Origin of the sequence: Pseudomonas sp. NPDC090208 (genome assembly GCF_044746785.1) — a bacterium.
Classification (GTDB): Bacteria; Pseudomonadota; Gammaproteobacteria; order Pseudomonadales; family Pseudomonadaceae; genus Aquipseudomonas.
This window is the reverse complement of record NZ_JBIVCU010000007.1, coordinates 190,833-204,157: the sequence shown is the minus strand read 5'-3', so window position 1 is coordinate 204,157 and position 13,325 is coordinate 190,833. Positions and strand designations below refer to the sequence as shown.

Below are 13,325 nucleotides of genomic sequence, written 5' to 3'. Positions count from 1 at the left end.
AGGCATACCGCATGCTCAGGTTTTACGACGACTCCGTCGCCGCTCGCAGGGCAAGCCAGCTCCTACAAAAAATCGTAGGCAAGCGCGCTCCTACAGGGTGTGTGTCAATTCGTCATTTCGGATACAACGGCGGCAGGCTGTCGCTGCCATTGCTGTCCTGCGGTTTTTCCACGGCGGGCAGTGCCTTGACTGCGCGCCACAATTCTTCGCCCAGCCACAGCTTGCCGGTTTCGCTGTACAGCGCGCCGTTGAGGCCATCCAGCGCGTCGGACAGCGGCACGAAACGGGCGGCCATGTCGGCCAGGGTTTCCGGTTGCTGGCGGGCCCAGGCGTCGAGGGCCTGGCGGGTTGCCTGCGGGTCGTTGGCCAGGCAGGCGCGTTTCAGATCGTCGAGTACCGTGCGCGGGCTGGGGCCGGCCTGGGCGACACGGGTCAGCGCCGGCTGCCAGCGCGCCCGCCACCACAGGCCAAAGCCGAGCAGGGTGGTGAAACTCAACAGCACGGTGCTCAACTGCCATGGCCACAGCGGCGGCCCGATCACGGTCACGCCGTTGCCGTCACTGACCGGCATGTCCACCGCCAGCGCCGGGTTGGTGCTGACCTGCAGGGTGCGGGCGGGCAGGGCGCTGTGTTCCAGATGATCTTCCAGGGTGTTCCACCAGACCAGATCCACCGCCGGCACCTCAATGGCGCCCGGCCGGTTCGGCACCAGCGCCTCACGCTCTTCGCGGGTGCCGGTCAGACCACGTTCGCCGGCCTGGTTGCTCAACTGCGGCTGATCCGGGTAGCGGCGCAGGGCGCTGACTTCGGTGGCCGGCAGCGGCGGCAACTGGGCGCTGGACAGGCCCTCGGCCTTGAGCAGCAGGGTGCGGGTCAGCGAGTCGCCGATCTGGCTGTGCGCCGGGTCCGGGCTCCAGGTCTCGCTGAGGCTGATGCTGCGCGCCGGCAGCCACGGCGTGTTGGCCGGGTAGTGCGCCGGTTGTGGCTTGACCTTGAGCACCAGCGGCAGTGAGTTGACGTGCATCAGCCGCCCGGCTTTCGGCGCCGGCGGCGCAACGCTGCCGGGATTGGCCGCAGCGGCGGTGGTTTGCCCGGCGTCGGCGGCCTCCTGCACCAGCGTGGCGCTGAACTCCTGGGGCGGAATGGTCAGGTCGCCGCTCTGTTGCGGGTACAGCGCATAGCGCATTTCGATCACGCCATGGCGGATGCCGTTGATCTGCTTTTCATAGGTGCGCGTGTCGCCGAGTTTTTCGATGCGCACGTCGGCCATTTGCAGCGGCGTCAGGTTGCTGTCGTCGAACAGCGACACCGAGTGATAGACGCGCACGGTCAGTACCGCCTGGGCCTGCACGTAGACCGTGTCCTGATCGAGGCTGGCTTCCATGAACACCGGGTCCAGCTTCTGTTCCTGGCCGCTGGCCGAAGGCTCGACTTCAACCACCTGCAGGGTGATCGGCTGGCTGACCAGTTCGCCCAGTTTCAGAGGGGGAATTTCGATGGAGCCGCTGTGGCGCGGCATCAGCGTGATCAGCCAGCGGGTGGTGGCGTGAACGTTGCCTTCAAGGGTGGTCAGGCTGTTGAGCTGGCGGGTGTCGCGCACTTCAAAGTCGGCGTCCAGCGCGCTCATGTCCGGGCGGCCAAACACGGTGGCATCGTCGGTTTCCAGGGTCAGCTCGACGGTTTCCCCGGTGTTGACCCGTGTGCGGTCGACGCTGGAAAGCAGCGCAGGCGCATCCGTCTCGGCCTGTACGCAGAGCGCGTACAGGCACAACAGACAGACGGTGATCAACGTACGCATTCGACTCATCGGGTCTTTTCCTGATGCTGCTGTTGTTCATACCAGAACTTGCGTCGCAGCAGCTCGCCGGGTTCGTCGGGAATCTGTCGCAGCCACTGTTCGAGGGCCTGGCGCTGTTCGCCGTTCATCGCGTTGTCGGCGGGGCGGACCGGCGCTCGGGTCGGCTCGTCGGCGTCAGGCGAAGGGCCGTCGTCCTGCGCGTTGCCGAACACGTCCTGCGAGCTGCCGCTGTTGGCGTCTTCATTGCTCTGCGGCGTGTTCTGCGGATTGGCCTGTTGCTGTTCGACCGGGCCTTGTTGCGCGTTCTCGTTGTCGTTCTCGCTGTCGGCCTTGTCCTGCTCGCTGTCTTCGTTCTGTGGCTGTTTGCCTTGTTCCAGCAATTGTTCGACCAGCGCCTTGTTGGCGGTTGCCGCGGGGAATTCCGGCTGACGCTCCAGTGCCTGCTCGAAGGCATCCAGGGCCGCTTCCAGCTCGCCGCTACGGGCCAGGGCGTTGCCGCGATTGTAATGGTCGGCGGCGCTGTTGCCCTGAGCGAAGCGCTGGGCGGCACCGGCGTAATCGCCAGCTTGATACAAAGCGATGCCTTGCCACTGCGGGTCTTCGAAGCGTTGCGCCGCCTGCGCTGGACGGTGACGCTGCAACAGCCGTTCGCCCTGCTGGTCAGGGCGCCGCCACAGGCCTTCGAAGTCGAAAGCGTAGCTGTGTTGCGGCACCAGCATCAGCAGCGGCAGGCACAGCAGCCAGCCGCGACGACCGGCGCAGGCCGCCAGCAGCAACAGCGGCAGCAACAGCCAGTAACCCTGATCTGCCCAGCTGTCGAGCTGCACGGTGCGGCCCTGACTGCGCAGGTCTTTCGGGCCCTGCAACAGGCCGAGATCCTGCAGGTCGTCGTTGTCCAGGCGCAAGGCGGTGTAATGCCCGCCCAGGCTGTCGGCGAAGTCCTTGAGGCTGGCGCTGTCCAGACGCGGCACCAGGATGCCGCCTTGGGCGTCCTTGAGGAAACCGCCTTTCTCCTGAGTGACCGGCGCGCCCTCGGCGGTGCCGACACCGAGCAACAGCAAGGGCGGGGCGTCGCCATTGAGCGCCATACGAATGCCCTGACGCTCGCTGTCACTCAGCGATGAGCCGACCCACAGCAGGCGGCCCTGGCCGAGATCGCCTTGACGTAACAGTTCCAGCGCCTTGTGTACCGCCAGATCGGCACGCTGGCCGGCTTCGGGCATGATCGACGGCTTGATAGCGTCGAGCAGGTTCTTGCTGGTGCCGAGGTCGTCCGACAGCGGCACCAGCGTATGGGCGCTGCCGGCATAGACGATGATCGCGGTCTGCGCATCGCTGCGCGCCTGCAGCAGATCGAGCAGTTTGCGCCGGGCCTGTTCCAGACGGGTCGGCGGGCTGTCGGCGGCGAGCATTTCCGGGGTCAGTTCGAGCACGATCACCAGCGGATCGACCGGTTTCTGGCTGGTCTGCTCGACCCGCTGCCAGCTCGGCCCGAGCAACGCCAGCACGGCCAGCAGCCAGCCACAACCAAGGACGATCCACGGCAGTTTGCTTTCGCGACCACTGCCGCCGCTGAGCAACGCGGCATGGAACGCTGGCGGCAAAATCATCTGCCAGCGGCCGATGCGTTTCTGCCGATGCCATAGATGCCACAGCAGCCAGCCGAGCAACGGCAGCACCAGCAGCCACCAGGGCCGCAGCCAGTAAGGCCAGAAAGTTGTCATCGCCGCCTCCGCAGACGCTTGAAGCGTTGCCGCCATTGCGGCCCCTGATGCAGCACCGGCTGACGGGCAAGGAAACGGTACAGCGGGTTGTGCGGCCAGCGTTCGTGGATCACCAGCAGGATGCTCAACAGCAGGGCCAGCGCCAGCGGCCACTGATACAGCGCCTGGGCCGGGCGAGCCTGGGTCGGCTGCTGGCTGACAGGCTCCAGCGCATCGAGGGTCTTGCCGATCTGTTCCAGCTGCGCACCATCACGGGCGCGGAAGTACTGACCGCCGCTGATGTCGGCGATTTCGCGCAGGGCCGGTTCATCCAGGTCCAGGCTCGGGTTGAGGCCGAGAATGCTGGTGGCGCCCTTGTCCGGGTCGGCACCAATGCCGATCGGGTAAATCTTCACGCCTTCGCTGGCGGCCAGCCGCGCCGCCGTTGCCGGGTCGATCTGCCCGGCATTGTTGGCGCCGTCGGTGACCAGAATCAGCACGCGGCTCTGCGCCGGGCGCTGGCGCAGACGTTTCAGGGCCAGACCGATGGCGTCGCCGATGGCGGTGTTCTTGCCGGCGATGCCGATCCGCGCTTCGTCCAGCCAGACCCGCACGGTCTTGCGGTCGAAGGTCAGCGGCGCTTGTAGATAGGCCTGGCTGCCGAACAGGATCAGGCCGACGCGGTCACCCTGGCGGTGTTCGAGAAAGTCGCCGAGCAGCTTTTTGACCAGGGTCAGCCGGCTGACTTCATCGCTCTGCCAGACCATGTCCGGGTAATCCATCGACCCGGACACGTCCACCGCCACCAGCAGGTCGCGGCCACTGGCGGCCACCGGCAACGGTTCGCCGAGCCATTGCGGGCGTGCGGCGGCAAACAGCAGCAACAGCCAGATCAGGACGAACGGCAACTGCCGACGCCAGCCGGGCAGGTTGGCCCGGGCGCGGCGACCGGCCAGACCTTCCAGCTCGTCGAGAAAGCTGACCTTGAGCGCGGCCTCGCCGCTGTCGGCCACCGGCAGCACGATGCGCAGCAGCCACGGCAGTGGCAGCACGGCGAAGGCCCAGGGCCAGGCGAACTCAAACATGTTTGCGAATCCAGGTCTCGACCGACTGGGTCAGGCCGTTGATGGCCTTGTCGTCGAGTTTGCATTCGGGCTTGTAGGCGCCTTCCACCAGAATCATCCAGCGGGTCAGACCCGCCGCCGGGCAGCGGTTGTCGAGGAACGCCAGCCACTTGCGGCCGTTGAGGGTATGGCTGTGGCTGTTCGGGTAATGGTTGCGGCACAGGCGCTTGAGCAGGCCGTTGATCTGCTGCAGCCAGGCGCCGGCCGGCGCACCGTCGTAGGGTTTGGGCAGTTGCGCCAGTTCCAGCAGCGCGGCCTGACGCAAAGGATCGAGCGGTTGTTCCTGCGGCTCGGTCGCAGCCTTTTTCGGCAGCAGACGACGTGCCTGCCACAGGCCGTAACCCAGCAGCGGCACGAGCAGCAGCAACAGCCACCAGCCCGGCGCCGGAGGCCAGGCACTGACTGGCGGCGGCAGGATCAGCGGTTGCAGGTCGTCCAGTGAGCTCATGGTGCTTTCACCACGGGCTCGCCGTTGATGTACTCGCGCAGTTGCTCGACCATCTCGCGCTGGGTGCTCAGCGGCATCATCAACACCCGCAGCTTTTGCGCCAGCAGTTCCCAGCGTGCCTGCCGCGCTTCGCCCTGGGCGCGATAGGTCTGGCGCAAGTCAGGGTTCAGGGTGTCCAGCTCCAGTTGCGCGCCGCGTTCGGCGAAACGCAGCAGACCGGAGGCGGGCAGGGCGTGATCGAGCGGGTCGGACAGCGGCAACAGCAGCAGGTCGCAGTGCCGCGACAGCAGGCTCAATTGCTGCTCGGCGGCGTCGGACAGGGCGCGTTCGTCACACAGAATGATCACCAGACTGCCGGGGCGCAGCACTTCGCGGGCCCGACGCAGGGCCACGCCGAAACTGTCGCGGTCGGGTGCGGCTTCGGTGTGCAGCGACTGGTTGGCGCGCACCAGCCGGTTGAGCAGCTGCAACAGGCTCTGCTTGCTGCGCCGGGGTTTGATTTCGTAATGCTCGTTGTCGCCAAACACCAGCCCGCCGACCCGGTCGTTGTGACCCAGCGCGGCCCAGCCGACCAGCGCCGCCGCCTGCGCCGCCAGCACCGACTTGAACATCAGCCCGGAGCCGAAGAACAGCCGGCGGCTCTGCTCGACCATGATGAAGATCGGCCGTTCGCGTTCTTCATGGAACAGCTTGGTGTGCGGCTCCTGGGTCCGCGCGGTGACACGCCAGTCGATGGCGCGCACGTCGTCGCCGGCCTGATACACGCGCACCTGATCGAAGTCCACGCCACGCCCGCGCAGCTTGGAGTGGTGCAGACCGATCAGCGGGCTGCGCTGGCTGGGCGTGGAAAACAGCTGCACCTCGCGCACGCGATGGCGCATCTCGATCAGGTCGGCGAGGCTGATGCGGATGCCCGGCTGAGGAAGCAGGTAGGGTTGCATGGGATCAGGCGACGGCGACGACGTCGAGAATGCGCTGGATCACCCGGTCCTGATCGATGCCCGCGGCCTCGGCCTCGAAGGACAGAATGATGCGGTGGCGCAACACATCGAAGACCATCGCCTGGATGTCTTCGGGGCTGACGAAATCCCGCCCGGCCAGCCAGGCATGGGCGCGGGCGCAACGGTCCAGGGAAATCGAGCCGCGCGGGCTGGCGCCGTAGCCGATCCACTCGGCCAGCTCGGCGTCGAACTTGGCCGGCGTGCGGGTGGCCATGACCAGTTGCACCAGGTATTCCTCCACCGCATCGGCCATGTACAGACCGAGGATTTCCTTGCGCGCGGCGAAAATCGCCTGCTGGCTGACCCGCCGTTCGGGTTTGGCCTCGCCGTGCAGCGCTTCGCCACGGGCCTGCTGGAGAATCTTGCGTTCGACGGTGGCGTCGGGGAAGCCGATCTTCACGTGCATCAGGAAACGGTCGAGCTGGGCTTCCGGCAGCGGATAGGTGCCTTCCTGCTCGATGGGGTTCTGTGTGGCCATTACCAGAAACAGCGGCGACAGGTCGTAGGTACTGCGACCGACGCTGACCTGGCGCTCGGCCATGGCCTCCAGCAACGCCGACTGGACCTTGGCCGGGGCGCGGTTGATTTCGTCGGCCAGCACCAGGTTGTGAAAGATCGGCCCCTGTTGGAACACGAAACTGCCGGTTTCCGGACGATAGATCTCGGTGCCGGTGATGTCGGCCGGCAGCAGGTCAGGGGTGAACTGGATGCGGTGGAACTGCGCTTCGATGCCTTCGGCCAGCTCCTTGATCGCCTTGGTCTTCGCCAGACCCGGCGCGCCTTCGACCAGCATGTGGCCGTCGGCGAGCAGCGCGATCAACAGGCGCTCGACCAGCTTCTCCTGCCCGAGAATCTGAGTGGAGAGAAAGGTTCGCAGCGCGATCAACGCTTCACGATGTTCCATCGATGACGGTTCCTGGCAGGGTAGGCGCAGTGCCAAAAGGGCACCGAGGCTGGGGGCGTTACTTTAATCCATCCGAGGGGGCGGCGACTAACGGCGCAAGGGGTTTTTTCAGCATTTGCCCTGGCGGGCGGGGCAAAAAAGAGAATTGTCTGACAGGTTGCGGGAAATACTGCTGTTGCCGCGGGCGTTCACCGATCTTGGAAGATCCGAGAACCTGACCGGTAGCCGTCCGGCTTGCTGGCGGAGACGCCTGTGGAATCGCAACCGCCGGCAAGCCGGACTGCTACGGAGCGGTAAACACTCCGCGCTTTTGCTTCTGGCCGAAGGCCGTGGGAGGGAGCTCTGCTCGCGAAAGCGGTCTGCCTGTCTGACCGGCATTGACTGGAATGACGCTTTCGCGAGCAGGGCTCCCTCCCACCGGCATCGTGTCGTTTACGAACATCAGGCAATTTCGCTGACATAGGTGCCGACATCCTTGAGGATGATCCGCAGCGTGGCGTCCAGTTCGGCCAGGTCTTCCGGGGGCATCTTGTGGGCGATCTCGTAAACCGTGTCACCACCCAGCGGCCCGGCGTCGGCTGCATCGATTTCCACGCGCAGACACGTGGCGTCCAGCGACACCTTCAGGTGGCTGTCGACATGAATGGTGTCGTCGAGAAAGGTGATATCGACCTCTTCCTCGTCCGGGAAGCGCGCCAGCATGAACAGGTCGCCGTTTTCGGCATGGCAGAAGGCCGTCGCCAGGTCGTCTTCTTCCTCGTCGCGGGGCTCGTGGAAAAAGAGGTCAGTGGTCATGTGCATGGGAGCGGTCCTGTCGATGTTCCGGGTAAGTGCGGATTTTGCCAGTCTTGAGCGATTTTTGCTCGCAGGGCGACGAAACCGGGGCTCGTACGACGTTCATTTGTAGGAGCTGGCTTGCCCTGCGAGCGGCGACGAAGTCGTCGTAAAACCTGTACACGCGGTTTTCCTGACAGACCGCGTTTGCCTGGTTTACGACTGCTTCGCAGCCGCTCGCAGGACAAGCCAGCTCCTACAAAAGGCGTGCCTTGCGCCCACGTCCGCGCCATTGCCGCTATTCCTGTTCGGCATGGCCCATGCCGATTCGCAAGTCGATGTCCGAATATGTCGCAGCCCTGCAAGCGGGCATATGGCCGCTGTCGTTAAGCTGCGTGGCAGGTGAACGGACGCGGGGTCGAGCCTGCCTGGGCAGACGCCTCGCCGATCTTCATCGGGGTCGAACAACTGTGACGCTGCACACACGACGCGCGCGAGTCATGGCGCAGATGCCCACGCACTGCTCGCTGTCACGAATTGCTGACTATCATCGATCAGACGCAATCGTGACGCACGACCCCGACACACACGCATCACTCCTATATAAGAGCCCAAGCGGAGTACCACAGATGGCGTTTTTCACCGCAGCCAGCAAGTCCGACTTCCAGCATCAACTGCGAGCGGCACTGGCCCAGCACATCAGTGAACAGGCACTGCCACAAGTGGCGCTGTTCGCCGATCAATTCTTCGGCATCATTTCCCTCGACGAGCTGACCCAGCGTCGGCTGTCCGACCTCGCCGGTTGCACCCTTTCCGCCTGGCGCCTGCTGGAGCGTTTCGAGCACGGCACGCCGCAGGTGCGGGTCTACAACCCCGATTACGAGCGCCATGGCTGGCAATCCACGCACACCGCGGTCGAGGTGCTGCACCACGACCTGCCGTTCCTGGTCGACTCGGTCCGCACCGAGCTGAACCGCCGCGGCTACAGCATCCACACCCTGCAGACCACCGTCCTCAGCGTACGCCGCGACGAGAAAGGTCAGCTGCTCGAACTGCTGCCCAAGGGCACCACGGGCGAGGGCGTGCTGCAAGAGTCGCTGATGTATCTGGAGATCGACCGCACCGCCAACGCCAGCGAGCTGAACGTGCTGGCCCGCGAGCTGGAGCAGGTGCTGAGCGAAGTGCGGGTAGCGGTCGAGGATTTCGAGCCGATGAAGGCCAAGCTGCATGAGCTGCTGGCCGGTATCGACGCCATCGAATACCACGTCGACGCCGAGGAGAAGGCCGAGGTCAAAGTCTTCCTCGAATGGCTGGTGAACAACCACTTCACCTTCCTCGGCTATGAAGAATTCACCGTCAGCGGTGACGGCGAAGGCGGCCAGCTGACCTACGACCCGGCGTCGTTCCTCGGCCTGACCAAGCTGCTGCGCGCCGGCCTGACCCCGGAAGACCTGCACATCGAAGGCTATGCGGTGAACTACCTGCATGAGCCGACCCTGCTGTCCTTCGCCAAGGCCGCGGCGCCAAGCCGCGTACACCGTCCGGCCTACCCGGACTACGTGTCGATTCGCCAGATCGATGCCAGCGGCAAGGTCCTCAAGGAATGCCGCTTCATGGGCCTGTACACCTCGTCGGTGTATGGCGAGAGCGTGCGCAACATTCCGTACATTCGCCGCAAGGTCGCCGAAGTCGAGCGCCGCTCCGGTTTTGACGCCAAGGCGCACCTGGGCAAGGAGCTGGCGCAAGTGGTCGAAGTGCTGCCGCGCGACGACCTGTTCCAGACCCCGGTGGACGAGCTGTTCAGCACCGTCATGTCGATCGTGCAGATCCAGGAGCGCAACAAGATCCGCGTGTTCCTGCGCAAGGATCCGTACGGCCGCTTCTGCTACTGCCTGGCCTACGTGCCGCGTGACGTCTACTCCACCGAAACCCGGCAGAAGATCCAGCAGGTGCTGATGGAGCGCCTGAAGGCCAGCGATTGCGAGTTCTGGACCTTCTTCTCCGAGTCGGTGCTGGCCCGCGTGCAACTGATTCTGCGCGTCGACCCGAAAGTCACCCTCGACATCGACCCGCAGCAACTGGAAAACGAAGTCATCCAGGCCTGCCGTTCGTGGAAGGACGACTACGAAAGCCTGGTCATCGAAAGCTTCGGCGAAGCCCAGGGCACCAACGTGCTGGCCGACTTCCCGAAAGGCTTCCCGGCCGGTTATCGCGAGCGTTTCGCCGCGCATTCGGCCGTAGTCGACATGCAGCACGTGCTGAACCTGTCCGAAGCCAAGCCGCTGGTGATGAGCTTCTATCAGCCGCTGTCCGGCGACAAGGCGCAGCTGCACTGCAAGCTGTACCACGCCGACACCCCGCTGGCGCTGTCCGACGTGCTGCCGATTCTGGAAAACCTCGGCCTGCGCGTGCTGGGCGAGTTCCCGTATCGCCTGCGTCACACCAACGGTCGCGAGTTCTGGATTCATGACTTCGCCTTCACCTATGGCGAAGGTCTGAACCTGGACCTGCAACAGCTCAACGACACCCTGCAGGACGCCTTTGTCCACATCGTCCGTGGTGAAGCCGAGAACGATGCGTTCAACCGTCTGGTGCTGACCGCCGGTCTGCCATGGCGCGACGTGGCGCTGCTGCGCGCTTATGCCCGTTACCTGAAGCAGATCCGTCTGGGCTTCGACCTGGGTTATATCGCCAGCACGCTGAACAACCACGCCGACATCGCCCGCGAACTGACCCGTCTGTTCAAGACCCGCTTCTACCTCGCGCGCAAGCTGTCCGGTGGCGATCTGGACGACATGCAACAGCGTCTGGAGCAGGCGATTCTTGCCGCGCTGGACAACGTTCAGGTGCTCAACGAAGACCGCATCCTGCGTCGCTACCTTGACCTGATCAAGGCGACCATGCGCACCAACTTCTACCAGACCGACGCCAACGGCCAGAACAAGAGCTACTTCAGCTTCAAGTTCAACCCGCGTCTGATTCCAGAGCTGCCCAAGCCGGTACCGAAGTTCGAAATCTTCGTCTATTCGCCGCGCGTCGAAGGCGTGCATCTGCGTTTCGGCAACGTCGCCCGTGGCGGCCTGCGCTGGTCGGACCGCGAGGAAGACTTCCGCACCGAGGTGCTGGGTCTGGTCAAGGCTCAACAGGTGAAGAACTCGGTCATCGTGCCGGTCGGCGCCAAAGGTGGCTTCCTGCCACGTCGTCTGCCGACCACCGGCAGCCGCGACGAGATCCAGGCCGAAGCCATCGCCTGCTACCGCATCTTCATTTCCGGTCTGCTGGACATCACCGACAACCTGAAAGAAGGAGCCTTGGTGCCGCCGGCCAACGTCGTGCGTCATGACGACGATGACCCGTACCTGGTGGTGGCGGCGGACAAAGGTACTGCAACCTTCTCCGACATCGCCAACGGCATCGCCATCGACTACGGCTTCTGGCTGGGCGATGCGTTCGCTTCCGGCGGTTCGGCCGGTTACGACCACAAAAAGATGGGCATCACCGCCAAGGGCGCGTGGGTCGGCGTACAGCGTCACTTCCGCGAACGCGGCATCAACGTGCAGCAAGACAGCATCAGCGTGATCGGCGTCGGCGACATGGCCGGCGACGTGTTCGGCAACGGCCTGCTGATGTCCGACAAGCTGCAACTGGTGGCGGCATTCAACCACCTGCACATCTTCATCGACCCGAATCCGGATCCGGCCAGCAGCTTCGCCGAACGTCAGCGTCTGTTCGACCTGCCGCGCTCGGCCTGGACCGACTACGACACCAGCATCATGTCCGAGGGTGGCGGTATCTTCCCGCGCAGCGCGAAGAGCATCACCATCACCCCGCAGATGAAAGAGCGCTTCGACATCAGCGCCGACAAGCTGACCCCGACCGAACTGATGCACGCGCTGCTCAAGGCGCCGGTGGATCTGCTGTGGAACGGCGGCATCGGCACCTACGTCAAGGCCAGCTCCGAAAGCCATGCCGACGTCGGCGACAAGGCCAACGACGCCCTGCGCGTCAACGGCAACCAGCTGCGCTGCAAAGTGGTGGGCGAGGGCGGCAACCTGGGCATGACCCAACTGGGCCGCGTCGAGTTCGGCCTGCTCGGTGGTGCGACCAACACCGACTTCATCGACAACGCCGGTGGTGTGGACTGCTCCGACCACGAAGTGAACATCAAGATCCTGCTCAACGAAGTGGTGCAGGCCGGTGACATGACCGAGAAGCAGCGCAACCAACTGCTCGAAAGCATGACCGACGATGTTGGCAATCTGGTGCTGGGCAACAACTACAAGCAGACCCAGGCGCTGTCCCTGGCGGCCCGTCGTGCCTACGAGCGGATCGCCGAATACAAGCGTCTGATGAACGACCTGGAGTCGCGCGGCAAGCTGGATCGCGCCATCGAGTTCCTGCCGGCTGAGGACCAACTGGCCGAGCGCGTCGCCGAACAGAAAGGCCTGACCCGGGCCGAACTGTCGGTGCTGATCTCCTACAGCAAGATCGACTTGAAGGAAGCGCTGCTGGAATCCCGCGTGCCGGACGATGACTATCTGGCCCGTGACATGGAAACCGCGTTCCCGCCGTCGCTGGCGTCGAAGTTCTCCGATTCCATGCGTCGTCACCGCCTGAAACGCGAGATCGTCAGCACCCAGATCGCCAACGATCTGGTCAACCACATGGGCATCACCTTCGTGCAGCGGCTGAAAGAGTCGACCGGCATGAGCGCGGCCAACGTGGCCGGTGCCTACGTGATCGTGCGTGACATCTTCCACCTGCCGCACTGGTTCCGTCAGATCGAGGCGCTGGACTACAAGGTGCCGGCTGAAATCCAGCTGGCGCTGATGGACGAGTTGATGCGTCTTGGCCGTCGTGCCACCCGCTGGTTCCTGCGCAGCCGTCGCAACGAACTGGACGCGGCACGCGACGTGGCGCACTTCGGTCCGCATCTGGCGGCGCTGGGTCTGAAACTGGACGAACTGCTGGAAGGCGCGACCCGCGAGCACTGGCAGGCGCGGTATCAGGAGTACGTCGAGGCCGGTGTGCCGGAGTTGCTGGCGCGCATGGTCGCCGGCACCACGCACCTGTACACGCTGCTGCCAATCATCGAAGCCTCCGACGTCACCGGGCAGAACGCTGCGGACGTGGCCAAGGTGTACTTCGCCGTGGGCAGCTCGCTGGACATCACCTGGTACTTGCAGCAGATCAGTGCCTTGCCGGTGGAGAACAACTGGCAGGCCCTGGCCCGCGAGGCATTCCGCGACGACGTCGACTGGCAGCAACGGGCGATCACCGTATCCGTCCTGCAAATGGCCAACGGCCCGGCGGATGTCGAAGAGCGCCTGAACCTGTGGCTGGATCAGCACATGTCCATGGTCGAACGCTGGCGCGCCATGCTGGTTGAATTGCGTGCCGCGAGCGGTAACGACTACGCGATGTATGCAGTGGCCAACCGCGAGCTGCTGGACCTGGCCATGAGTGGGCAGACAGCTGTGATTTGAGCTTTAAGCGGTAAGCTATAAGCGACAAGAAGAAGCCCCGTGTCGAGAGATACGGGGCTTTTTTTGGCTTGGAATTTTTACTTTGAT

The 13,325-nt window shown here is 64.4% G+C and carries 8 protein-coding genes; 1 reads left to right on the top strand and 7 read right to left on the bottom strand.

The features are described from left to right. Window positions 1-112: 112 nt before the first annotated feature. From ACIPL0_RS14280 to ACIPL0_RS14250, 7 genes are all read right to left on the bottom strand, one after another. Window positions 113-1,807, bottom strand: a complete 1,695-nt coding sequence (locus tag ACIPL0_RS14280) for a BatD family protein (protein WP_400597237.1) — start codon at window positions 1,805-1,807, stop codon at window positions 113-115. Continuing rightward, window positions 1,804-3,522, bottom strand: coding sequence for a VWA domain-containing protein (locus ACIPL0_RS14275; RefSeq protein ID WP_400597238.1), 1,719 nt, complete (start codon window positions 3,520-3,522; stop codon window positions 1,804-1,806). Before ACIPL0_RS14275 ends, ACIPL0_RS14280 begins: the two co-directional genes overlap by 4 nt. After that, window positions 3,519-4,586: a vWA domain-containing protein gene (locus ACIPL0_RS14270; RefSeq protein WP_400597239.1), complete on the bottom strand. Its 1,068-nt coding sequence runs from the start codon at window positions 4,584-4,586 to the stop codon at window positions 3,519-3,521. Before ACIPL0_RS14270 ends, ACIPL0_RS14275 begins: the two co-directional genes overlap by 4 nt. After that, a complete protein-coding gene (locus ACIPL0_RS14265) occupies window positions 4,579-5,073 on the bottom strand; it encodes a DUF4381 domain-containing protein (protein WP_400597240.1) in 495 nt (164 codons plus the stop codon). The genes ACIPL0_RS14270 and ACIPL0_RS14265 overlap by 8 nt, the downstream gene beginning before the upstream one ends. After that, complete coding sequence (locus tag ACIPL0_RS14260) at window positions 5,070-6,014, bottom strand: DUF58 domain-containing protein (RefSeq protein ID WP_400597241.1); 945 nt, start codon at window positions 6,012-6,014, stop codon at window positions 5,070-5,072. Before ACIPL0_RS14260 ends, ACIPL0_RS14265 begins: the two co-directional genes overlap by 4 nt. Before the next feature lie 4 nt (window positions 6,015-6,018). Further along, window positions 6,019-6,978, bottom strand: coding sequence for an AAA family ATPase (locus tag ACIPL0_RS14255; protein WP_400597242.1), 960 nt, complete (start codon window positions 6,976-6,978; stop codon window positions 6,019-6,021). A gap of 441 nt (window positions 6,979-7,419) precedes the next feature. Then, a complete protein-coding gene (locus tag ACIPL0_RS14250) occupies window positions 7,420-7,779 on the bottom strand; it encodes a hypothetical protein (RefSeq protein WP_400597243.1) in 360 nt (119 codons plus the stop codon). 602 nt (window positions 7,780-8,381) lie between these two features. Here ACIPL0_RS14250 and ACIPL0_RS14245 point away from each other — a divergent pair. Next, window positions 8,382-13,238: an NAD-glutamate dehydrogenase gene (locus ACIPL0_RS14245; RefSeq protein WP_400597244.1), complete on the top strand. Its 4,857-nt coding sequence runs from the start codon at window positions 8,382-8,384 to the stop codon at window positions 13,236-13,238. Window positions 13,239-13,325 lie beyond the last annotated feature (87 nt).

Bases quoted from the DNA above. Each gene is read 5' to 3' on its own strand.
- ACIPL0_RS14265 (WP_400597240.1), bottom strand. From the start codon at position 5,073: ATGAGCTCACTGGACGACCTGCAACCGCTGATCCTGCCGCCGCCAGTC.
- ACIPL0_RS14280 (WP_400597237.1), bottom strand. From the start codon at position 1,807: ATGAGTCGAATGCGTACGTTGATCACCGTCTGTCTGTTGTGCCTGTAC.
- ACIPL0_RS14245 (WP_400597244.1), top strand. From the start codon at position 8,382: ATGGCGTTTTTCACCGCAGCCAGCAAGTCCGACTTCCAGCATCAACTG.
- ACIPL0_RS14255 (WP_400597242.1), bottom strand. From the start codon at position 6,978: ATGGAACATCGTGAAGCGTTGATCGCGCTGCGAACCTTTCTCTCCACT.
- ACIPL0_RS14260 (WP_400597241.1), bottom strand. From the start codon at position 6,014: ATGCAACCCTACCTGCTTCCTCAGCCGGGCATCCGCATCAGCCTCGCC.
- ACIPL0_RS14250 (WP_400597243.1), bottom strand. From the start codon at position 7,779: ATGCACATGACCACTGACCTCTTTTTCCACGAGCCCCGCGACGAGGAA.
- ACIPL0_RS14270 (WP_400597239.1), bottom strand. From the start codon at position 4,586: ATGTTTGAGTTCGCCTGGCCCTGGGCCTTCGCCGTGCTGCCACTGCCG.
- ACIPL0_RS14275 (WP_400597238.1), bottom strand. From the start codon at position 3,522: ATGACAACTTTCTGGCCTTACTGGCTGCGGCCCTGGTGGCTGCTGGTG.